Here is a 22,413-nt window from a genome sequence, read left to right on the forward strand (position 1 = left end):
TACTGGCGAAAAGGCCAACCTCCACTGGCCTAAACACAAAACCGGTGCCTCGGAAAAATAAAAACCAAGGCACCGGTTTGTCCACCATGTCGCGACTGAGTTGTCAACTATGTCGCGACTGAGGACAGTGGAGCCGGCGACGGGAATCGAACCCGCACTCTCAGCTTGGGAAGCTGATGTTCTACCACTAAACTACGCCGGCAGCGCATGTAATGCAGCAGTGGGTAATTTTAGCACCGCGCTGCTAATTCGCCAAACGCTAGCGGGCTGCGTCGGACCCGTCGGGGAGTGCGCTGAGTGAGCAGGCGCGCTGGTTGGGGGTGCGGTCGTCGGCGGTGCGCTCGAGGCCCCACCGGGTGAGGGCCGCGACGGTGAGGTCGGACTGCATGTTGGGGTGCAGGACTCGGCCGGAGTTCGGGCAGGATGCTTCGATGTTGATGTTGACGACGTCCGCTCCGTCGACAGCTTGCAGGATTGAGGTGCTGTTTGGGGTGGCGGTGACGTCGGATGGTGAATAGAGCGAGGTGTACACGATTCCGGCTTGGGTGTCGGGGAGTGCGTTGAGGGCCTGGATCTCGGGGGAGTCGTTGAGCTGTTGGAGTGCGCCTGGTCCGACGAGGAACGCCGCGAGGCGTGGGAGTGCGCGGGCGATGGGGGAGAGGAATCGGCCGGCGCCGTTGAGGTCGGTGCCGTGGAAGGTAGCGCCGACGGTGACTGCGCGGCGGACGTTGTCGCCGCCGCCGAGTTCGGCGATGTACTTCTTCACCAGCAGTCCGCCTTGGGAGTGTGCGACCAGGTCGACCTGGTCGGAGCCGGTTGCTTCCTTGACGCGTTCGACGTTGCGCGCGAGTTCGCGCGCGGAGCTGTTGATGTCGGCGTTGCCGTAGGAGCCAGGGAAGAGAGATGGCAGTCCGCTGCCACGGCCGTAGTTGAAGCCCCACACGCAGTAGCCCGCGGCTTTGAGGGCGACGGCGTTTTGGGCCCAGTTTTCGGTGTTGCCGGCGGTGCCGTGCACGTACAACACGGGTGTGGTTTTGTCGGCGGCGGGGACGCAAGAGGCGTCGTTAAAGATGTCGCTGGTGTCGGTCGTGGCGGCGGAGGCCACTGGCGCACTGGCGAGCGCCGCGGTCAATAGAAAGGTTGAGATAATTCGATGCATGTTGCTTAGTGTAGCCCCCGCGTCAAAGCAGGCTAGACTGGGCGCCGTGCTTCTTTCAGACCATGACATTCGTGACGCTGTTGATTCGGGACGCCTCGGTATTACACCGTATGACGCTGCGTTGGTGCAGCCGTCTTCGGTAGATGTGCGTTTGGATCGGTTCTTCCGCGTGTTTAATAACTCGCGCTATACCCATATTGATCCGCGTGAGGAGATGCCGAATCTGACCACGCTGGTGGAGGTCCCCGAGGGTGAGGGGTTTGTGCTGCACCCGGGCGAGTTTGTGTTGGCGTCGACGTTGGAGAAGTTTACGTTGCCGTCGGATTTGGCTGGGCGTCTGGAGGGCAAGAGCTCCCTGGGCAGGCTTGGCTTGTTGACGCACTCGACGGCCGGGTTCATCGATCCGGGGTTCTCGGGCTACATCACGCTTGAGCTGTCGAATGTGGCGAATTTGCCGATCGTGTTGTGGCCGGAGATGAAGGTCGGCCAGTTGGCATTGTTCGCGATGACGTCGCCTGCGGAGGTGCCGTACGGCAGTGGTGCGTTGGGTTCGAAGTATCAGGGGCAGCGGGGTCCGACGCCGTCGAAGGCGTATTTGAACTTCCGGTAGGGGCCTCGCGTATGCGGTTGTCGGTGGTCGGCGTGGGGTATTTGGGGGCGACGCACGCCGCGTGCATGGCTGAGCTCGGCCACGAGGTGCTGGCGGTGGACACGGATGCGCGCAAGGTTGCGGCCCTGCAGTCGGGGAGGGCGCCGTTGTTCGAGCCCGGCCTCGACACATTGCTGAAGCGTCACACGGCGTCGGGTCGCCTGCGCTTCACGACCGATCTGCGCGAGGCGGCGGGGTTCGCGCGGGTGCATTTTTTGGCCGTCGGCACGCCGCAGGTTTCCGGTGGGCTTGCCGCAGACACTTCATTTCTTGACGACGCCACCTCCCACCTCGCCGCAATCCTGAAAGGGGAGCACCTGGTGGTGGGGAAGTCGACGGTGCCGGTGGGCACTGCGCGCCGCCTGCAGGAGCGTTTCTCGGATGCGGTGGAGGTGGCGTGGAACCCGGAGTTTCTGCGCGAGGGCCACGCGGTGAAGGACACGTTGGCGCCGGACCGGATCGTGGTGGGGCAGCGCCCGGGCGGGCGCGCGGAGCAGGTGCTGCGGGAGGTGTACGCGACCCCTATTGAGCAGGGCTCACCAATGTTGGTGACGGACCTTCCGACCGCTGAGCTGGTCAAGGTGGCGGCGAATGCGTTTCTGGCCACGAAGATTTCTTTCATCAATGCGGTCGCCGAGGTCTGCGACGCAACTGGTGCGGACGTCACCCAGCTGGCGGACGCGATCGGGATGGACGGGCGCATCGGGCGCCAGTTCCTGAACGCCGGCCTCGGCTTCGGCGGCGGGTGCCTGCCGAAGGACGTCCGGGCGTTCATCGCGCGCGCCGACGAGCTCGGCGCGGGGGATTCGGTGCGCTTCCTCCGGGAGGTCGACGCCATCAACCAGGGCCGCCGCGCCCGCGTCGTTGACCTGGTGCGACGGGAGCTCGGCACGCTGGAGGGGCGCACCATCGCGGTGCTGGGGGCGGCGTTCAAGCCGAACTCGGACGACATCCGGGATTCGCCCGCCCTCGACGTGGCGCAGCGCCTCCACGACGCCGGCGCGCACGTGCGCGTCCACGACCCGAAGGCACTCGACAACGCCCGCGCCGCCTACCTCGACCTTGACTTTCCCGGCACGCTCGCGCAGACCACCGCAGGCGCGGACCTGTGCATCCTGGCCACCGAGTGGGATGCGTTTCTGCAGCCGCTGGTGGGCGTCGACAAGCGAGTGATTATCGACGCCCGCAACGCCCTCGACGTGCCCACCTGGCAGCAGGCGGGCTGGCGCGTTATCCGCTAGTGCTGGTGGTAGTCGGCGAGGAAGTTGCCCAGGCGCTCGATGGCGTTTTCCAGCTGTGACGCCCACGGCAGCGTGACCACGCGGAAGTGGTCCGGGGTGGGGTAGTTGAAGCCGGTGCCCTGCACCATGAGGATCTTCTCGCTCTTGAGCAGGTCCAGCATGAAGCGCTCGTCGTCGTGGATGTGATACATCTCCGTGTCGATCTTCGGGAAGGCGTACAGGGCGCCCTTCGGCTCCACGACGGAGATACCCGGGATCTCGCGGAGTTTGCGCACGGCGACGTTGCGCTGCTTGTGCAGGCGGCCGCCGTCCGCCGTGAGCTCATAAATCGACTGACGCCCACCCAGGGCCACCTGGATCGCATGCTGGCCAGGCACGTTCGCGCACAGGCGCGTGCCGGACAGCAGATCCAGGCCCTCGATGAGGCCCTTCGCCCGGCGGCGCGGACCCGTAATCACCATCCAGCCGGCGCGGTACCCGCACACCCGGTACGCCTTCGACAAGCCGTTGAACGTCAGGGTGATCACGTCCGGGGCAACCTCCGCCATGGAGATATGCTGGGCGCCGTCGTAAAGGATGCGGTCGTAAATCTCGTCGGCGAAGATCATCAGCTCGTGCTCACGCGCGATGTTCGCGATGCCCTCGAGCGTCTCCCGCGAGTACACCGCACCCGTCGGGTTGTTCGGGTTAATCACCACGATCGCTTTCGTCTTGCTGGTGACCTTGGAGCGGATATCCTCCAGCGAGGGGTTCCAGTCGTCCTCCTCGTCGCACTTGTAGTGCACCACCTTGCCACCCGCAAGTGTCGACGCCGCCGTCCACAGCGGGTAGTCCGGCGTCGGAATGAGAATCTCATCACCCTCGTTCAGGGAGGCCTGCGTGACCATGCTGATCAGCTCCGACACGCCGTTGCCCAGGTACACATCGTCGATGTCGAACGCTGGGAAGTCCGGAATCATCTCGTAGCGCGTCACAATCGCGCGCCGCGCCGAAATGATGCCTTTCGACGTAGTGTAGCCCTGCGACGTCGGCAAATTGGCAATCATGTCGCGCATGATCACATCCGGCGCCTCAAACCCGAACACGGCCGGGTTGCCCGTGTTCAGCTTCAGGATGGTATGGCCGTCGCGCTCCATCTCCTCCGCAGTCGCGCTCACCGGGCCGCGAATGTCATAAAACACATTCTTAAGCTTCTCGGCCTGATCAAAATGCCGGTGCCGCTTGAAAGGCGTGTGTTGCGGGCTCTTGTCTTCTGATGCTTCTGATTGCTTCTTGTTGGCCATGTGCCAATACTAGCGCCCGAACCTACCCACGTTTGTTGAACCGGTGCATCGTCTGCTGCGCGATGTTCAACGCATCGTTCTTCAGCTGGTCCATCTGCTGGCGCTGCTGCTGCTTCCGCATCGCGATCTCCGCCGCCTGCCGCGACTGCAACTCCAACTGCTGCATCTTGACCGCCTGGCGTTGCGCCCGCTGAATCTGCCGCACCGACGGCGTATACCAGCTATCCGGCCCGACCTTCATCACATACAGCAGGATAAACACGGTTGGGATGATCAGCAGCGAAAACATCATCAACGAGTCCACCCGCATCTCAGCGAAGACGCCCATGAGGGCGAGGCTGGCGATCGTCGATAAGCCCATCAGCCCGCCGCGCACATTGCGGCCCCTCCTGCGGGCCAGCTCGATGTCTTCACCCGTGTACACCGGGGAGTTCTGGACTGGCCGCGCCGGCACCTGGCACTGGCCAGGCTTCTGCGGCAGGTCCTGGAACAACGCCATGAGGTCCGGCGAGTACTCCGCCTTCGCGACAGCCGCACACCGCCTATCGAACTCATCCATGGTCAGACGCCCCTCACCGAACGCCACCGACAACGCCGTCACCGCGTCATTGCGGTCGGAGTCACTGATGCGGTAGTTGAACTGGAAATTCGGATTCGGCTGAGGCATGGTCATAGCTCCTAAGCATACTTGGCTGGCGCGGACTGTCGTAGTTTCTGAAATCGTTCCCAAGCCGGGGAACCATTTCGCAGTTTGGGCCTGTTGCGGTTGACTGGCTGCTGCGTTTTCCCAGGTGGCGACGTATGTCCATGAAGAAAGGTCCCGGATTCACCTGAATGGCGGGAACTTTCTGTCACAAGGGGACGAGGGCGAAGGTGGGATTTGCAAACCTCTACGACACCCAGTTGGTGATAAAGATCGCCAGCAGCGGCAGCGCGAAAAACACGCTGCCGACCCAGATGAAGATGTAGGTCCTGTTTTTATCGGCGAGTCCGGCGAGCCACTCGGCACCCTTTGGGGGAAGTGCGCGCAGGAACGGCACCGACATAATGATGATGGCTGCAAAGGTGTTGAAGAGGGTGTGCACCAGGGCGGTCTGCATGGCGACCTCGGCAACCTCGGGCGGCGCGGAAAACGCCGCGATCAACCCGGTGACCGTGGTACCGATGTTGGCGCCGACCACGAACGGGAACAGGTCACGCATGTGGAACTTGCCCGACGCCGCCAGCGGCACCGTCAGGGACGTGGTGGTGGAGGAGGACTGCACCGCCGTGGTGATGATGGCGCCGGAAAGCACGCCCGACAAGGTACCCTTGCCGAGCGCCGCGTGCAGGAACTCCTGCGCCCGGCCGACCAGCAGGGTGCCGAGCATATTGCCGATAAACCCGATGACCACCATGATCAGGGCGATGCCGCCAATCGAGAGGATGATGCCGCCCCACACGTGGCTCAGCGGGCTGACGGCGGTTTCGGCGAGGGAGACGAGTGGTTCGGTGATGGCGTCGACAAAGTCACCGATGCCACTGAAGACCGTGTTGAGGATGCCGCCGGAGCCGCCACTGGTGTAGTGCGCGATTGCACCGGAGGTTTTTTGCAGGAATCCGGTGGCGAGCTCAAGCGGCATGAAGATCGCTAGTGCGATGAGGTTGAAGAAGTCGTGCACGGTGGCCATCGAGAACGCGCGGCGGAACTGCTCCCTATTGCCGGAAAGGCCCAGCGCGACGAGAGTGGCCGTGACGGTGGTGCCCAAGTTGGCGCCGAAGAGCATCGGGATAGCGATCTCGATCGGCAGGCCACCCGCGACCATGCCGACGGTAATCGACGTCGTGGTGGACGAAGACTGCATAATCGCAGTCGCCAAGATACCGATGCCCAGGCCCACGAACGGGTTCTGCGCAAACGAGAAGAGTTCCTCGGCGCGATCTCCTGCAGCCAGCTGGAATCCGGCGCCGATCATGCTCACCGCGTTGAGCAGCAGCCACACCGCGACCACGACGGACATCCAGTCCACGAACGTTTTGAAGGGACCACCGAACGGCAAGAAACCGAGTGGGTCTTTCTTGCCTGCATCCGCCCCGTCGGGGTGATGCGTGAACGTCGTAGTCGCGGTGTCCATGCTCATAAGGTGAAGCGCTTCCTGTCGTCGAAAAACCTCTCGCCAAAAAGGGCCCAAGGCACGGGCCAACATATCACCATAATGTGGGCATGTGCACGGCCGGTAACACCAAAGTGAACTTTAGGCGAACTTATAGCAGCTGCCGCGCGTACCAGCCAAAAGTGGAGTTTGACGACGTCGTGGGCTGGTCAAGGTCCATGGAAACAGGGGACAGCAGTTCGGGACCGAAGTACAGCTCTGGGTAGGAACCCGTCAGCCAGTACTTCTTGTCCTTCCAAACTCCGCCGGAGGTGACTGCGACGAAGCCGCGGCCTGGGATCCAGATGGGGCCGCCTGAGTCGCCGTGGCGTGGCCCGCCGATGGAGGTGGCGATCATGTTGCCGCGCACCCCGGTGACGTGCCCGCAGAACTCGCGGCGCGTGGTGGCGCCGTAGGCGCAGACGCGCTCGCCTGGGCGCACCGCGTTGGGGTGGACTTTCGCGTCACCGGAGAGGCGGTTGGCTCCGGCGGTAGCACCGGAGAGAGTGGCGTAGGCGAAGTCGTTGGGGCCGTCGGCGCTCACCAACCAGCCTGGGAAGGAGACCACCGTGCCGATGCGTCGGCCGCTGCCGTCAAGCACCTGTTGGAACGGGAACTTCACACAGTGGCGAGCGATGGCGATCTGGTTGCGCGCCCGGTCGACATAGCCGACGGTGCAGATGCCGTAGGCGAGCCCCATATCGAGGCGGACTCGGTCGCCCTGGTTCACCACCGGCCGCGCGTCGGCGGCGGGGGCGAGCAGGGCAGCGGCGGTGGCGACGCCTACACAGGCGGCGGCGATCTTCTTCATAAACTGGCGCATGCCAGCAACTTACCGCTTGTGGTGGGCGTAGGAGACCATTTCGTCCCACTCGACGATCTTCTTACGCTCGCGGCTGTGGGTGCCACACTCTTCGCCGAGCTTGCGCTCCGCTTCGTCGAGGCGGTACCAGCCGTCCCACGTGGTGTAGTCGATGCTGCGCTCGTCGAGAAGTCCGAGGATGGCGTCCGGGTCCTCGTGGACCGGGGCAGTGAGCTTGCCGGCGTCAGCGTCGGCGATGAGCATGTCGGTCGTTTCCTTCGCGTCCGACTTCGTGTTGCCGATCAGGCCGACCGGGCCACGCTTGATCCAGCCGGTGACGTAGAGGGAGTCCTCGAAGCCGTCCTCGCCGAGGACGTGGCCACCGTCGTTCGGGATGACGTGGCGCTCAAGGTCGAACGGGACGCCCTCGACGGGTTCGGAGCGGTAGCCGATGGCATGGTAGACCTGCTGGACTGGCCAGTCGGTGAACTTGCCGGTGCCGCGCAGCCCGCCTTCGCCGTCGAACTCGGTGCGCTCGGTGCGGATACCAACGATGGCGTCGCCCTCGGTGAGTACCTCAACAGGGGACTCGAAGAAGTGAATGTGGATCTTGTGCGGGGCGTCGTCCGGCTCGCGCATCGCGTACTGCTCCAGGACCTGGCAGTTCAGGTCGATGGACTTGTCGGCGCGGCGCAGTTCCTCGGAGGGGCCGTCGTAATCAATGTCTTCAGGGTCGACGAGCACTTGGATGGTGTCGGACTCGTCGAGCTCGCGTAGCTCCTTCGGCGTGAACTTCGCCTGCGCCGGGCCGCGGCGGCCGAACATGTGGATGACCTCGGCCTTGTTGTTCTTCAGGGACTCGTAGACGTTGTCCGGGATCTCAGTGACCAGCAGTTCGTCGCCGGTCTTCGCCAGGATGCGGGAGATATCCAGCGCCACATTGCCGACGCCCACCACCGCGACCTCGCGCGCCTCCAGGTTCCAGGAGCGCTCGAAGCGCGGGTTGCCATCGTAGAAGCCGACGAACTCGCCGGCACCGATCGACTTGTCGCCACCTGGGACGAGGAACTCGCGGTCCCGGACGGCGCCCGCGGAGATGATGATGGCGTCGTAGTACTCGCGCAGCTCATCGATGGTGATGTCGCGGCCGACGGTGATGTTGCCCAGGAAGCGCAGGTTCGGCTTGTCCATCACGTTGTGCAGCGACTTGACGATGCCCTTGATGCGCGGGTGGTCTGGGGCGACACCGTAGCGGATGAGGCCGAACGGCGCAGGCATCTGCTCAAACAGGTCGACGTGGATCTCGTGCTCCTGATTGCGGATGAGCAGATCGGATGCGTAGATACCGGCTGGCCCGGCACCTACGACAGCGACGCGCAGACTCATAGAAATATGTCCTTTCGGTTTTTGAGGCTAGTTATCTTAACAATATAGCGCTACGTGCTTAGTTCTTGGAGCGCCTGCCCATTTGTGCCATGTGTTCGCGCACGGCGTTGAAGGCCTCCTTGGAGTCCAAAGTCTGGCTCTGTTGGGTGGCCATTTGGACCTCGTCGGGGGTGACTTCGCCTGTTCGGAGCGAGACCATCTCTGCCCAGTAGCGGAACCAGACGGCCAGGACCGCGGCGACCGGCACCGCGAGGAAGGCGCCGACGATGCCGAACAGCGTGCCGCCGAGCGCTACGGAGAGCAGCACGATCGCTGCGTGCAGGCCCATTGCCTGGGACTGCAGGATCGGCTGGAGGATGTTGCTCTCCAGTTGCTGCACCACGATGATGAGCACGAGCACCAGGATGGCGTTGGTCAGGCCGTTGGAGACCAGCGCGATGATCACCGCCAACGCGCCTGCCGTGACCGCACCGATGATGGGGACGAAGCCCGCGAAGAACGTGATCACTGCCAGGACCGGCCACAGTGGCACGCCGAGTAGGAGCAGGCCGAGGCCGATGAAGACGGCGTCGACAGCCGAGACGACCGCCTGCGTTCGGATGAATCCGGACAGCGTGTTCCAGGAACGCATGCAGACCTCGGTGAGGTGCCAACCGGCGCGCACGCCGACGTAACCCTTGAGCCACGGCAGGAACTTCGAGCCGTCTTTCAGGAAGAAGAAGGTGAGGATCAGGGTCAGCGCCAAGGTGGTGCCGACGGACGCGATCGCCCCGAGGCCTGAGAACACACCAGACGCGATGTTGGAGGCCTGGCCTCGCAGGACGTTCGTGACCTGGTCGACGACCTCTTGAACCTTGGTTGGATCGATGAGTTCGTTATCGACGTTGTCGCGCAGCCAGTGCGTGATCTGGTCAATACCCTGCTGCGCCTGGTCGACGAGCTGGGTGCCCTGGGTGCGAACGGTCGGGGCCATCGCGGCGAAAATGCCGCCGATGATGGCGAACGCCCCCACGAGTACGCCTGCCGATGCGAGTGCCGGCGGCGCCTTCTTCTCCCGCAGCCAGTTCACGGGTGGCCACAACACAGTAGACACGATGAGCGCCAAGAAGATCGGCAGCAGGCCCATCCAGACGTACTTCAGTAGGTAAAGGAGAAGGGCGGTCGCGGCGACGATGATGATGAACCTCGCCGCCCAAGCTGCCGCGGTGCGCCCGTCGGAGGCGATGACCGTGCTGCGGTCAACATTTTCTGAGGAAAGCTCCTGCGCGGCGTCGGCCGCGGTGGGCTGTGTTTCCTCCTGTGGTTCAACTTCGTTGTTCATAGCAACATATTGTGCCAGACCTCTCCGACATAACTTATTTAGCCCCCCTGAGCTGTGGAAAGAAAGAAAGTTGAGTCGAGTGGGAATAACTTTCTGGATTGCATGTTGTAAGGATTGAGCGCGACAGGCTCAAGGTTGGCGGAACTTCTGCTACAGTGGTTCCCGTCAAGTTGAGCCGAGGCGATTCAACTTCGGATTAACTTCAGAAATGACTTCGACAAACACAGGAGGAAATGTAGAAATGGGACGCGCAGTAGGTATTGACCTTGGTACGACGAACTCGGTTGTCTCTGTCCTTGAAGGCGGAGAGCCGGTAGTTATCGCGAACGCTGAGGGTTCACGCACCACCCCGTCCGTCGTCGCGTTTGCGAAGAACGGCGAGGTGCTGGTTGGCCAGTCCGCGAAGAACCAGGCGGTCACCAACGTTGACCGCACGATCCGCTCCGTCAAGCGTCACATGGGCGAGGACTGGACGGTCGAAATTGATGGCAAGAAGTACACCCCGCAGGAGATTTCCGCACGTACGCTGCAGAAGTTGAAGAGGGACGCAGAGGCATACCTCGGCGAGGAGGTTACCGACGCCGTCATTACCGTCCCTGCCTACTTCGAGGACGCACAGCGTCAGGCTACGAAGGAAGCCGGCCAGATCGCAGGTCTGAACGTCCTGCGTATCGTCAACGAGCCGACGGCAGCTGCACTGGCATACGGCCTGGAGAAGGCTGACAAGGAGCAGACTATCCTGGTCTTCGACCTTGGTGGCGGCACCTTCGACGTCTCCCTGCTGGAGATCGGCGACGGCGTCGTAGAGGTCCTGGCAACCGCGGGTGACAACGAGCTCGGTGGTGACGACTGGGACAACCGCGTGGTTGAGTGGCTCGTCGATAAGTTTAAGTCCGCACAGGGCGTTGACCTGTCCAAGGACAAGATGGCGATGCAGCGCCTACGTGAGGCCGCTGAGAAGGCAAAGATCGAGCTGTCTTCCTCCCAGCAGGCATCCATCAACCTGCCATACATCACGGTTGATGCCGAGAAGAACCCACTGTTCCTCGACGAGACGCTGACGCGCACCGAGTTCCAGAAGATCACCTCTGACCTGCTGGACCGCACCAAGGCGCCGTTCAACCAGGTCATCAAGGACGCTGGCCTCTCCGTCGGCGAGATTGACCACGTTGTGCTGGTCGGTGGGTCCACCCGTATGCCGGCCGTGACCGACATGGTCAAGGAGCTTACCGGCGGCAAGGAGCCGAACAAGTCCGTCAACCCGGACGAGGTCGTGGCTCTCGGTGCGGCGCTGCAGGCAGGTGTCCTGCGCGGCGACGTCAAGGACGTCCTGCTTCTCGACGTCACCCCGCTCTCCCTCGGCATCGAGACCAAGGGCGGCGTGATGACCAAGCTCATCGAGCGCAACACCACCATCCCGACGAAGCGTTCCGAGACCTTCACCACGGCTGAAGACAACCAGCCAAGCGTGCAGATCCAGGTCTTCCAGGGTGAGCGCGAGATGGCAGCAGCCAACAAGCTGCTCGGATCCTTCGAGCTGGCAGGCATCGCTCCGGCACCGCGCGGTGTTCCGCAGATTGAGGTCACCTTCGACATCGACGCCAACGGCATCGTGTCCGTCTCCGCGAAGGACAAGGCGACCGGCAAGGAAAACACGATCAAGATCCAGGACGGCTCCGGCCTGTCCCAGGAGGAGATCGACCGCATGATCAAGGACGCCGAGGCACACGCGGACGAGGACAAGAAGCGCCGCGAGGAGCAGGAAACCCGCAACGGTGCAGAGTCCGCCGCCTACCAGACGCGCAAGTTCATGGAGGACAACGCCGACAAGCTGCCGGAGGACCTCAAGACCCGCGTCACCGAGGCAGCCGACGCCGTCGACGAAGCACTCAAGGGAGATGACCTTGAAGCGGTGAAGTCGGCCGTCGAGAAGCTGAACACTGAGTCGCAGGAGTTGGGCAAGGTGCTCTACGAGGCACAGGCCAACGAGGGCGCGACCCAGGCCGAGGCAGCCGACGACAACGTTGTCGACGCCGAGGTTGTCGACGAAGACACCGACGAAACCAAGTAAACAACAGCAACACTGCGAAAGGAGGTCACCATGACGAACCCGAACACTCCGGAACCGGAGCAGGTTGAAGACCTGATCGAAGAAGCTGAGACCGTAGCCGCAGAGGCTGCCGAGGCTGAGGACGAGGTCGACGCCGACGCTGCACCGGAAACGGACGAGGGCGAGCAGGATGACGTCGAAAAGCAGCTTGCTGAAAGGACCGAAGACCTGCAACGTGTCAGCGCCGAGTACGCAAACTACCGGCGCCGCACAGAGCGGGAACGCGCGGCCATCGCCGAGCATGCGAAAGCAGCCTTCGCCACCGAACTGCTCCCGCTTCTCGACGACCTCGACCTCGCCGAACAACACGGAGACTTGAACGAAGGCCCACTGAAGGCCTTCGCCGACAAACTCCGCGGCGTAGCCACCGCGCAACGCGTCCAAGCCTTCGGCGCAGAAGGCGACGCCTTTGACCCCGAAACCCACGAGGCAGTCCAAGACCTGTCCTCCGGCGACGACAAAGTCATCGGCACCGTCCTGCGCAAGGGCTACCGCGTAGGCGACCGACTCGTGCGAAACGCAATGGTCATCATCGCCGACCCCGCGGAAGAGCCTGCTGAAGACAACGAGTAACAACAAAACCCAGGGCCGGGGCGTGAGGTGCGCGAAAAGCGGCCTTCACGCCCCGGTTTTGTACTTTCAATAACAGAATCATCCGAGAAAGGAGGGTGCGAGATGGCTATGCAACAAGAATGGGCCAACAAGGACTACTACGGCGACCTCGGTGTCTCCAAAGACGCGTCTACAGCCGACATCAAAAAGGCATACCGCAAGCTCGCACGCGAAAACCACCCCGACTCCAACCCCGGCAACAAAGCCGCCGAGGAGAAGTTTAAGAAGGTGGCAGAAGCGTACGACGTCGTCGGCGACGAAGAAAAACGCAAAGAATACGACCAGTTCAAAGCAATGATGAGCTCCGGCGGCTTCGGCGGCCGATTCGGAGGGGCGGGAGGTCCCGGCTTTCCGGGAGGGTTTCGCCAAACGGGGCAGAGCGACTTCAACTTCTCCGACCTCTCCGACCTCTTCGGAGGAGCCGGGAGTGCTGGACAAGCTGGAGAAGGCGGCCTTGGTGATCTCTTCGGTGGCCTCTTTAACCGCGGCGGCGCTACTAGCAGGAACGCTCGGCCGTCGCGGGGGGCGGACGTCGAAACGGAAATAACCCTCGACTTCCGCGAAGCCGCCAAAGGCACCACCTTCCCCGTCGAACTCACCGGCGACGCCCCATGCACCACATGCCACGGCTCCGGATCCAAATCCGGCCACGTCACCCAATGCGACCAGTGCCACGGCTCCGGCTACGTCCGCGAGAACTCCGGTGCCTTCGGCATGGCCCGCCCATGCACCAACTGCGGCGGCACCGGCGACGTCATCAAGGACCCGTGCACCACGTGCCACGGCACCGGCACCGTCCGGCGCTCCCGCACCATCACGGTGCGCATCCCCGCCGGCGTCGTCGACGGCCAAAAAGTGCGCCTCGCTGGACAAGGCGAAGCAGGACCCAACGGCAAACCAGCCGGCGACCTCTTCGTCACCGTCCACGTCCGCCCCGACAAAGTGTTCACCCGCACCGGCGACGACCTCGAAGTCACCGTCCCCGTCTCCTTCAGTGAACTCGCCCTCGGCGGCACCATCACCGTGCCCACCCTGGACAAACACGTCCGCGTGAAGGTCCCCGCAGGCACCCCCAACGGGCGCACCCTGCGCGTCAAAGGACGCGGCGTGCCGCGCAAATCCGGCAACGCCGGCGACCTGCTGGTCACCGTCGAAGTCGCAGTGCCCAAGGACCTGGACGCAGCCGCCACCAGCGCGCTGCGCGCCTACCAACAAGCCGAACGCGACTCCGGCTTCGACCCGCGCGCCGGGTGGGCAGGAGGTGCATAACCATGGCTGAGGAGTACTACGTCATCTCCGTTGCCGCCGAACTCACCGGCATGCACGCCCAAACTCTGCGCACCTACGACCGCATCGGCCTCGTCACGCCGATGCGGACCAGTGGCGGCGGACGCCGCTACTCCCGACGCGACATCTCCATGCTGCGCCGGATCCAACAACTCTCCCAGGAAGACGGCGTCAACCTGGCCGGCATCAAAACCATCATCGAGCTCACCGAACACATCGACGAGCTCCAAGAAGAACTGGCGGCCAAACGCGAAGAAAATGCGCAACTACGCCAACGCTTGGAATCACGCCCCCGCGGCGGAGAACTCGTTCACGTGCCACGCTCAACCGCGCTGGTGACGTGGGAGCCGTCCTCCGCCAGATCGCGGCGCCGGGCGCGGTAAGCGCGGTAAGACAGGACAGCCTCCGCCTGGCTTTATGCTTGGCGGCGGCTGTTTTCGTTTGCTTTGGGGTTCTTGTTCTGGGTTTGCACGCAGCGCCCAGGTTGCGCGACACCACATTCCTCTACTCGGGGCCGCGACCTTGGGAAATGCCACGCAGCCGTCCCGAGAACCGTGAATCTGGTGCGACTTGGACCGGCGCAGTGACAAATCACGCAGCTAGGAAAAGGTAGCCCATTCCTGACCAGCCACTATGAACATCTATATCAATTGGAGGTGCGTCTTTTGTCACTCGCCGCTAGCCCCCGCTAAAAACCTGCGCACCTTTTCCTACCTGGAGATTTCGCGACCTGGGAAAACGCAAAACCAGATCCCGAAAACCCGGAATGTGGTGCGTGAGCGCGGTGGTCGCGGGAACATTCTTCGTAGACAGACGACGCAACCTGGGGAAACGCAAGTGCTGGTCGACGGGAACATGCCTGAAACGCAAAATGGTTCCCGGGAGCGGGAACTTTTTTAATCGGCAAGAGAAGCCAGCCCACAAGCCCCAGAAACGCAAAGTGGCCCCGGGCAAAAGCCCGGGGCCACACAGCCGACAAAAGCCTAACGCACCACTATTTGAACGTGATCGACGCTGCACCGCCGATGTGGCGGAGGTTGGAGCGTGCCAGGTCGACCATGCGGCCGACGCCACCGTCGAGGACGGTCTTGGTTGCGGCGCTGGTGAAGCCCTTCATCATGTCCCAGGTGATGTGTGGTGGCATGGACAGGGCGTCCGGGTCGGTGACGATGTCGACGAGGACGGGGCCGTCGTAAGCCAGGGCCTCTTTGAGTTTCGGGCGCAGGTCCTTCGGGTCTTCGATGCGGAAGGACTTGATGCCGACGCCTTCGGCTATGTTGGCGTAGTTGACGCCGTCGTGGTCGGTTTCGTGCTCGGGGAAGCCTTGGACGAGCATTTCGAGTTTGACCATGCCGAGTGAGGAGTTATTGAACACGATGGTCTTCACTGGCAGGTTGTGCAGCTTGACGGTGAGGAGTTCGCCCATCAGCATGCCGAGGCCGCCGTCGCCGGACCAGGAGATGACCTGGCGGTCGGGGAATGCGGCTTGGACGCCGATGGCCTGTGGGAGGGCGTTGGCCATGGTGCCGTGCAGGAAGGATGCGGATTCGTCGCGCTTGCCGTTGGGGGTGAGGTAGCGGGAGGACCACACGTTGCACATGCCGGTGTCGACGGTGAAGTAGGCGTCTTCGTCGGCGAGTTCGTCGAGGACGGAGGCGGCAAGCTCTGGGTGGATCGGGGTGCGAGCTTCGCGGGCTTCCGTCGTGTACTTGCCGACGACCGACTCGAGCAACTCGGCGTGACGCTTCAGCATTGCGTCCAGGAAGGAGCGGTCCTTCTTCTCCTCGATGTGCGGGAGGATATTTTCGATGACGCTCTTGACGTCGCCGATGACGGGGTACTGCACCTTGGTGCGGCGGCCGATGTGGGCGCCGTCGATGTCGATTTGCGCGACGTTCTTGCTTGGCAGCCAGTCGGTGTATGGGAAGTCGGTGCCGACCATGATGAAGAGGTCTGCCTTGTCAGAGGCTTCGTGGCAGGCGCCGTAGCCGAGGAGGCCGGACATGCCGACGTCGAATGGGTTGTCGTACTCGATGTACATCTTGCCGCGGAAGGAGTGGCCGACTGGTGCCTTGATCTTTTCGGCGAGTGCGAAGACCTCGTCGCGGGCGTCCTTGGCGCCGTAGCCGCAGAAGAGGGTGACGGTGTCGGCTTCGTTGATGGCTTCGACGAGGCGGGCGGCCTCGGTCGGGTCTGGGAAGATGCGCTTGTTGCTGCCGGTGGCGTAGTTGCCGGACAGGGTTGGGGCGTCGGCGGTGACTTCTTGGGCGAAGACGTCACCTGGGACGACGACGACCGATACGCCGTTGCCGGACATGGTGTTCTGGATGGCGTTGTGGACGACGCGCATGCCCTGGTCGGCAGAGTTGGCCATCTCGCAGTAGGAGGAGCACTCGTTGAAGAGCATTTCGGGGTGGGTTTCCTGGAAGAAGGAGGAACCGATGTGGAAGGACGGGATGTGCGAGGCGATCGCGAGGACCTTGGCGCCGTTGCGGTGTGCCTCGTAGAGGCCCTGGACGAAGTGGGTGTTGCCTGGGCCACAGGATGCGCCGCAGACGGCGATTTCGTCGGTGGCGAGGGCGTCGGCACCGGCGGCGAATGCGGCTGCTTCCTCGTTGCGCACGTGGACCCATTCGATGCCTTGGGTGCGCACGGCGTCGGAAAGTGGGTTGAGGGAGTCGCCGACGAGACCGTAGATGCGCTTGACACCGAGTTCCTTCAGCTTGGCAACGAATGCCGAGGCGAAGTTCTGAGCCATTTCCAAAATCTCCTTTATTTGAAGAATAAATTAACCGCTTATCATGTTACCTTTTCATCTCCTGGAACTCGAAAGATTGTGTGAGAGCTGACATAAAGGCCTCGTCTGTGAAGTAGTCGCTATGTCCGCCCGAAACACCAGGTAGAACGCGCGCGCCGTAGGCAGGATCGGTTGGCGACGCCCCCAGCACCGCTTGCGAACCGGACCTGGTCCATAAAATTGGGTCATCGGGGGAGTCGACGGCGACGACGCGCGAGTCCGGACCAGCAAGCTGCAGATCGCTGACGTGGGTACCGGCGACGCCGGCGCTGCCGACGAGCCAGAGTTGGTCGGTAAGCAGGCCGTGGTGGACCGCCGCTTCGGTTGCGACGCGGGTGCCGTAGCTGTGGGCAAGCACCACCCGGTGGGCGTTCGGGAAGCGGTCGGTGAGCGCGAGTTGGAAGCCGGAGAGATCGTCGGCGCCGCGGCGCGCCGGACCGGGATCCAGGCCGTTGACCACGTTGGGTGGCGGGTCGTAGCCCTGCCAGAGGATGACGGTCGCTCCGGTGTTCTCGGCGAGGAACTGCGCCCGGGCAAGCTCACCGCCCAGGCTCTCGGGGCGGCCGGTGGATACGCCGGCGACCATCGTGATGACGCGCGCCGGGTCCACTACGTCACCGACCGCCAGCGTCGCCGACACAGGACCCGCCTCCAGCACGGTCGCACCAGCGGCCGTGACCAGCTCGCGGCGCGCCGGGTCGAGTGTGGCCATGTTGCTCCGATGCACCTGGTCAAGGGATACGCCGTGGTGGGCGATGAGCGGCACGTGCCCGCGCGCCGCCTCCAGGTCACGCTCACGCGCCTTGCAGAGTGCTTCGAGCTCGGCGGCGCACAACGCGTCGAAGGTCCGCGAGACCCCGTTGAGCACCTGCACGGCCAGCGAGTAGACGGGACTGCCGCGCAGGGAACGCGCCATCGCATCCAGGCGCGCCTGCCAGGTGGCGTAGCGGCGTAGCACCTTGGCGGCTTGCGTGAGGTCGTCGGCGGGGTGGGCGAAGGTGGCGTCGACACGCTGGAGGCGCCGCAATGCTGCGGTGGGCGCTGAGCCGTGAAAACCGGCCCCCACCAGGTCGGACCTTGCAACGTGGCACACCTGGGAACGGTCGCGGAACTTGGCGACGGCGCCCTCCACCACACCCGCAGCGACCAGCAGCTGTCCGGCGTCCAGGGCTGGGCGGTAGGTATCAGACATGGCGCAACGCCTCCGCGAGACGGGCGTCGCAGTGGATGCAGTCGTCCGCAAATGAGGCGATGGATTCTAAGTGCGTGTTGAGGGCGGTGGTGGAGGCGTCGAAAAGCGATTGGGCGCGATCTCCCAGCGAGCGCAATGCGGCCCCGCTGGCGCTGTCGCGCAGCTCAGCGCGGGGAAGCGACGTGCGGGCGACGCGGTGCGAACGGGCGAGGGACGGGACGGTTGTTGATACATGCATGCACCCATCCTCGGAAAGCTGCCGAAACGGGGCAAGGAAACAACCGAAAACCCTGTGGATAAAACTTCAGATTCGCTAAAGTTATCCACATGCGTATCGTGTTGGCACAATTTACCAGCGGGCCTGATAAAATGCGCAACCTTTCGCGCATAGAGCCCCAGGTCAGAGAGGCCGCGCGCCGCGGTGCGACGCTCATCGTGCTGCCGGAGGCGGCCTCGCACGCGTTTGGGGCCGGCCGCCTCGACTACCAGGCCGAGGACACCGACGGACCTTTCACGCAGGGGCTGTTTTCCCTGGCCAAGGAGCTGGGCGTGACCATCGTGGCGGGCTCGTTCCGCCCGGCGGACACCGTCGGCAGCATCAACCGCGTCTACAACACCACCCTTATCTTGGACGGTCACAGCGAGACCCCACGCATCCTCACCTATGACAAGGTGCACCTTTACGACGCCCACAGCTACCACGAATCCCGCACCGTCAAGGCCGGCGACACCCTGCTCACGTTCCGGCACGGCGACGCCACCGTCGGCGTGGCCACCTGCTTCGATATCCGCTTCCCCGAGCAGTTCAAGGAGTTGGCGGCGATGGGCGCGCACGTCATCGTGGTGCCCACGAGCTGGGCGGACGGCCCAGGCAAGCTGAAGGAGTGGCGTATATTGACGCGCGCCCGCGCCCTCGACGCCGGCGTATTCATCGCGGCGGCCGGGCAGGCCCGCCCCAACCACGAGATCGAGGCCGGCGAGAAATCTGGTCCGACTGGCATCGGGTTCTCCACGCTCGTGGCGCCGGACGGGCGCAGGATTGTGGAGGCCGGCTACGGCCCCGAGCTCCTCGACGCCGACATCGACATCGCGGAGGTCGTCGCCGTACAGGAGGACGTCCCGTTGATTAGGCTTTCGGAAACTGGACCGCTGCGTCAGTCTCGCATGTAAGCACGCCACGAGCGCCCGCCGCCTCCAGGGCCTCGCGGTACTTCGCGACGTCGGCGGCCTTGCCACACAGCACGATCTGGTGGTCCCACCACGTGCCCGGCGCCGACACGAACGCCGACCCCGGCACCCAAATCGCTTTCGCCGCGCTCTCCCCAAACTCGCCCGGGGTCGGCGCGACGCGCGTGACTTGCAGCCACGGTTGGGAATCGGCGAGTGAGTTGATGGTGCGGGCGTCGTAAAAGTCGGAGGCGGCGTCCCCGCACACCACCAGGTGCACCTCGGGGCGGATGCGCTCCTCAATGAGCCCGAACACCACCGACTTCGCCGCCGCCCAACCGGTGCCCACCGCCACGAGCAGCATCTTCGGCCGGTTCGCCCGCACCGCCGGGCCACGCGCAGCCCCCAACGTCAGGTAATCGCCGACCTCCACATCCGGCCCGTCGAGGTGGAACTCCAGCTGCCCGAAGCGGTTCGGCGGCACCGCCGGCGCGCACGCCCACCACACGCCCTGGTTGCCCGCGCGCATCACCGGCAACGCCTGCCCCGCCGCGTACCCGACCACCACAGACGCCTCCGCCCGCACAATCCACGCCGGTCCGTCCTGAGCAACTTGCGTCACCTGCGCCACCGACGCGGCGGCCACCCCGGCCTCGTCAGCCTCCCGCGACACCCGCTCCATCTCCCGCGCCGCCCGCACCAACACCTGCGTATCGACGCCCACAACCCCACCAACGATCTCCGCCACCGCCGGAAACTCCGACGCCGGAAACCCAGTGCGCCGCAGATCCAACGCCCACTCGCGCAGCGGGGTAAGGGTTGCCTCAGGGATTGTTGCCCCCGCCGACTCGGACTCCTGGGTGGAAGCGAGGGTGAACGAAGTGGCGTCGAGAAGCACTTGGGGTACCTCCGTGGCGCCTGCAGGAAACACCATCGCTGCCTGCGGATACTGCTCCACAATGCGTTCAAACAGTGTGGCGCGCACCTCGGAATCCTGCTCCGCGAGCACCTGCAACGCGGCCGCATTCGGACCATCAGCAACGGGGGCAAACTTTCTCATAGGATCAGCGTACTGCTTTCCAGCGACCGTGAGGTGGACTACTGTGAGCAGGGAAACAAATAGAGAGAAAGGTGCCGCAGTGGACTACACGCCGTACACGCTCCTGACGGATATCGGATGGATCTCGATCCTGCTCATTATCGGAAACGTGCTCCGAAACCGACTGAAAGTGTTACAGGCGCTGCTCCTGCCGGCACCGATCACCGCCGGGCTGCTCGGGCTCATCCTCGGGCAAGAGGTCCTCGGCGTGATTCACTGGTCCGACCAAGTCGGCACCTATACAACGCTGCTCATCGCCGTCGTGTTCGCCTCCATGGCCTACTCCATGAACCTCGGCGGCTCCGTCGCCTCAGGCGCCCGTAACATGTGGGGCTACTCGACGGCCATGTTCATGGGCCAGTGGGGCATCTTCATCCTCCTGGGGCTGTACTTCTTCGCGCCATTCTTCGGCACCGAACCATGGTTCGGCATGATGCTCCCGGTCGGCTTCGTCGGCGGCTTTGGCACCGCTGCCGCCGTCGGCTCCGCACTTGAGGACATCGGCATCGCCGAAGCGTCCTCCATCGGATTCACCTCCGCCACCGTGGGAACCCTCGTCGCGATCGTGGGTGGCGTCATCGTCGCAAACTGGGGTATCCGGAAAGGCAAAGCAACCGAACTCCGTGGCACCCTCCCCGAAGACCTGCGCACCGGCTACATCGCCACCGAATCCGAACGGCCATCCATCGGACGCGCAACCACCAACCCGTCCTCCATCGAGCCGCTGGCACTCCACGCCGGCTTCATCCTGATCACCGTGCTGATCGCCTACATGGTCAACACCTGGATCAAAGGCATGTGGAGCAACGTCTCCATCCCACTGTTCGCCATGGCCTTCGTCATCGGACTCATCGGCCGTGGACTCCTCGTCGCCTTCAAGCGACCCAACTACCTCGACCGCGAAACCATCTCCACCGTCTCCGGCGCCGCCACCGACTTCATGATCGCCTTCGGCATCGCCTCCATCGTCCCCGCAGCACTCGCCGGGTACTGGCAGGCCCTCCTTATTATGTTCGTGCTGGGCACCATCTTCTGCGTAGTCTGGATGCTGTGGGCCGGTCCGCTCTTCTTCGGTGAAAACTGGCTCGAGCGCGGCATCTTCGGCTGGGGCTGGGCAACCGCCGCCGTCGCCACCGGTATCGCCCTGCTCAAGATGGTCGACCCCAAACTGAAGTCCGGCACCCTGAACGAATACGGCGTCGCTTACGTCGGCTTCGCACCCTTCGAAATCGGCATGACCATCCTTGCCCCGATCGCCATCATCGCCGGGTTCACGACCGCGTTCGGCTGGGTCGTGTTCGGCATTGCCGTTGCGGTAGTGGTCGGCGCGTTCGCTCTGAAGTGGGTGCCTGCCAAGAAATACGGCTCGGGAGCCGTGGCTGCCAAGGAATAAGGGCTGAACTCCCCGTTGAAGGAGGGAAACCATGCTTTATATAGTTCCTGGGATACTCGCTGGAATTGTTTTTTATCTTGTTCTTTCAGCAGTGAGCTGGTTCCTCGAGTATGTATGGCCAAAGAATCGGCGACTGTATGCACATGGTCGTCTTGTCATCCATTGTCTAGTAGCTATAGCGTTTGCAATTTTCCTCGCTGTTTCCGGGGGCGGCGGGAATTGGGCTACTCACTTGCAGGTTAGTGGTTTCCTGCTTGCTGGATGCATGTTGAGCTTCATAACGTTCATCGGAGATAATCCGCGTCCTCAGCGAAAATAAACAGGTAGATACCTGATAAAAGTGGGGATAAAAGCTTTACTCCTTGGTTATAAGCAACAACGTCAACAATGTGCTGGGAAGTGCCTCATGTTTTATGACGCTTCCGTTCTAGCTGGGCGATGTCAGAAAAAAGGGGCAGTCACTAGAGGCAACTGCCAGCGTCAGCGCATGACAATCACATGAGGCAAGTAGAACAATCGAGGGGTTGCATGACTCGATGTGAGGGGATGAGTGACAAAGGACGCAACTCTAATTGGGCTAGCCATTCATATCGCCTGGCAAGCAAGGGATAGAGGTTTGCGGTTGCGTCTTTTGTCACTCGGGTCGGCTGAAGTGACACCAAATTCCCTCGCGCGATCCCAATGGCCAGGGGCAACGCAAAACCAAAACCCCGAAACGCTTTGTGTCAAGTGGTTGTGAACGTGTTTGGGTGTTAGATCGTGATGGGTTGTGGGGTTGGGGCG

At 63.2% G+C, this 22,413-nt stretch carries 19 protein-coding genes and 1 tRNA gene; 8 read left to right on the forward strand and 12 right to left on the reverse strand.

The genetic code is table 11. The annotated features are described in order from the left end of the window. Positions 1–128: 128 nt before the first annotated feature. Together BJP08_RS00005 and BJP08_RS00010 are read right to left on the reverse strand one after the other, a co-directional pair. Positions 129–202 (reverse strand) — tRNA-Gly (locus BJP08_RS00005). 57 nt (positions 203–259) lie between these two features. After that, the gene (locus BJP08_RS00010; RefSeq protein WP_177221686.1) at positions 260–1,159 is read right to left on the reverse strand and encodes an alpha/beta fold hydrolase; all 900 of its coding nucleotides are present in this window, start codon (positions 1,157–1,159) and stop codon (positions 260–262) included. Between the two features lie 46 nt (positions 1,160–1,205). Here BJP08_RS00010 and dcd point away from each other — a divergent pair, with 46 nt between their 5' ends. Both dcd and BJP08_RS00020 read left to right on the forward strand, forming a co-directional pair. Then, positions 1,206–1,769, forward strand: a complete 564-nt coding sequence (dcd, locus tag BJP08_RS00015) for a dCTP deaminase (protein ID WP_071567591.1) — start codon at positions 1,206–1,208, stop codon at positions 1,767–1,769. Between the two features lie 11 nt (positions 1,770–1,780). Further along, complete coding sequence (locus BJP08_RS00020) at positions 1,781–3,049, forward strand: UDP-glucose/GDP-mannose dehydrogenase family protein (RefSeq protein ID WP_143109947.1); 1,269 nt, start codon at positions 1,781–1,783, stop codon at positions 3,047–3,049. On the opposite strand, the gene BJP08_RS00025 is transcribed toward BJP08_RS00020, so the two are convergent. The 6 genes from BJP08_RS00025 to BJP08_RS00050 form a co-directional block, all read right to left on the reverse strand. After that, the gene (locus tag BJP08_RS00025) at positions 3,046–4,332 is read right to left on the reverse strand and encodes a pyridoxal phosphate-dependent aminotransferase (protein ID WP_083428311.1); all 1,287 of its coding nucleotides are present in this window, start codon (positions 4,330–4,332) and stop codon (positions 3,046–3,048) included. The two genes, BJP08_RS00020 and BJP08_RS00025, sit on opposite strands and share 4 nt — an antisense overlap. A 22-nt stretch (positions 4,333–4,354) precedes the next feature. Beyond that, entirely contained in the window at positions 4,355–5,005 is a 651-nt protein-coding gene (locus tag BJP08_RS00030; RefSeq protein ID WP_071567592.1) for a DUF1707 domain-containing protein, read from the reverse strand. A 217-nt stretch (positions 5,006–5,222) separates the two neighbouring features. After that, positions 5,223–6,452 carry a Na/Pi symporter gene (locus BJP08_RS00035; protein WP_143109948.1) on the reverse strand — a complete coding sequence of 410 codons (1,230 nt, stop codon included), beginning with the start codon at positions 6,450–6,452 and terminating at the stop codon, positions 5,223–5,225. A 124-nt stretch (positions 6,453–6,576) separates the two neighbouring features. Next, positions 6,577–7,287 carry a hypothetical protein gene (locus tag BJP08_RS00040; RefSeq protein ID WP_143109949.1) on the reverse strand — a complete coding sequence of 237 codons (711 nt, stop codon included), beginning with the start codon at positions 7,285–7,287 and terminating at the stop codon, positions 6,577–6,579. 9 nt (positions 7,288–7,296) lie between these two features. Then, entirely contained in the window at positions 7,297–8,652 is a 1,356-nt protein-coding gene (locus BJP08_RS00045) for an FAD-dependent oxidoreductase (protein WP_071567594.1), read from the reverse strand. A 58-nt stretch (positions 8,653–8,710) separates the two neighbouring features. Then, positions 8,711–9,973, reverse strand: a complete 1,263-nt coding sequence (locus BJP08_RS00050; RefSeq protein ID WP_083428313.1) for an AI-2E family transporter — start codon at positions 9,971–9,973, stop codon at positions 8,711–8,713. Between the two features lie 241 nt (positions 9,974–10,214). Here BJP08_RS00050 and dnaK point away from each other — a divergent pair, with 241 nt between their 5' ends. The 4 genes from dnaK (at position 10,215) to BJP08_RS00070 (ending at position 14,365) form a co-directional block, all read left to right on the forward strand. Next, positions 10,215–12,044 carry a molecular chaperone DnaK gene (dnaK, locus tag BJP08_RS00055; protein ID WP_071567595.1) on the forward strand — a complete coding sequence of 610 codons (1,830 nt, stop codon included), beginning with the start codon at positions 10,215–10,217 and terminating at the stop codon, positions 12,042–12,044. 30 nt (positions 12,045–12,074) lie between these two features. Beyond that, on the forward strand, positions 12,075–12,656 hold the full coding sequence (gene grpE, locus BJP08_RS00060; protein WP_071567596.1) for a nucleotide exchange factor GrpE: 582 nt from the start codon (positions 12,075–12,077) through the stop codon (positions 12,654–12,656). Between the two features lie 102 nt (positions 12,657–12,758). Next, positions 12,759–13,964, forward strand: a complete 1,206-nt coding sequence (gene dnaJ / locus BJP08_RS00065; protein ID WP_071567597.1) for a molecular chaperone DnaJ — start codon at positions 12,759–12,761, stop codon at positions 13,962–13,964. Positions 13,965–13,966: 2 nt separating this feature from the next. Continuing rightward, positions 13,967–14,365 (forward strand): heat shock protein transcriptional repressor HspR, encoded by a 399-nt coding sequence (locus BJP08_RS00070; protein ID WP_070361811.1) that lies wholly within the window; start codon positions 13,967–13,969, stop codon positions 14,363–14,365. 611 nt (positions 14,366–14,976) lie between these two features. On the opposite strand, the gene BJP08_RS00075 is transcribed toward BJP08_RS00070, so the two are convergent. Genes BJP08_RS00075 through BJP08_RS00085 form a run of 3 tightly spaced genes read right to left on the reverse strand, consistent with a single transcriptional unit; the run spans position 14,977 to position 18,209 of the window. After that, on the reverse strand, positions 14,977–16,740 hold the full coding sequence (locus BJP08_RS00075; RefSeq protein WP_071567598.1) for a pyruvate dehydrogenase: 1,764 nt from the start codon (positions 16,738–16,740) through the stop codon (positions 14,977–14,979). A gap of 46 nt (positions 16,741–16,786) precedes the next feature. Then, positions 16,787–17,971 carry an alpha/beta hydrolase gene (locus BJP08_RS00080; RefSeq protein ID WP_071567599.1) on the reverse strand — a complete coding sequence of 395 codons (1,185 nt, stop codon included), beginning with the start codon at positions 17,969–17,971 and terminating at the stop codon, positions 16,787–16,789. Then, positions 17,964–18,209, reverse strand: a complete 246-nt coding sequence (locus BJP08_RS00085; RefSeq protein WP_071567600.1) for a hypothetical protein — start codon at positions 18,207–18,209, stop codon at positions 17,964–17,966. Before BJP08_RS00085 ends, BJP08_RS00080 begins: the two co-directional genes overlap by 8 nt. Before the next feature lie 89 nt (positions 18,210–18,298). Between BJP08_RS00085 and BJP08_RS00090 the strand changes: the two genes are divergently transcribed. Next, positions 18,299–19,141 (forward strand): carbon-nitrogen hydrolase family protein, encoded by an 843-nt coding sequence (locus BJP08_RS00090; protein WP_071567601.1) that lies wholly within the window; start codon positions 18,299–18,301, stop codon positions 19,139–19,141. On the opposite strand, the gene BJP08_RS00095 is transcribed toward BJP08_RS00090, so the two are convergent. Further along, on the reverse strand, positions 19,098–20,198 hold the full coding sequence (locus tag BJP08_RS00095; RefSeq protein ID WP_071567602.1) for a hypothetical protein: 1,101 nt from the start codon (positions 20,196–20,198) through the stop codon (positions 19,098–19,100). The genes BJP08_RS00090 and BJP08_RS00095 overlap by 44 nt on opposite strands. Before the next feature lie 79 nt (positions 20,199–20,277). Here BJP08_RS00095 and BJP08_RS00100 point away from each other — a divergent pair, with 79 nt between their 5' ends. Then, positions 20,278–21,630 (forward strand): sodium/glutamate symporter, encoded by a 1,353-nt coding sequence (locus tag BJP08_RS00100; RefSeq protein ID WP_071567603.1) that lies wholly within the window; start codon positions 20,278–20,280, stop codon positions 21,628–21,630. Positions 21,631–22,413 lie beyond the last annotated feature (783 nt).

The organism is Corynebacterium sp. NML140438 (assembly GCF_001875725.1).
Classification (GTDB): Bacteria; Actinomycetota; Actinomycetes; order Mycobacteriales; family Mycobacteriaceae; genus Corynebacterium.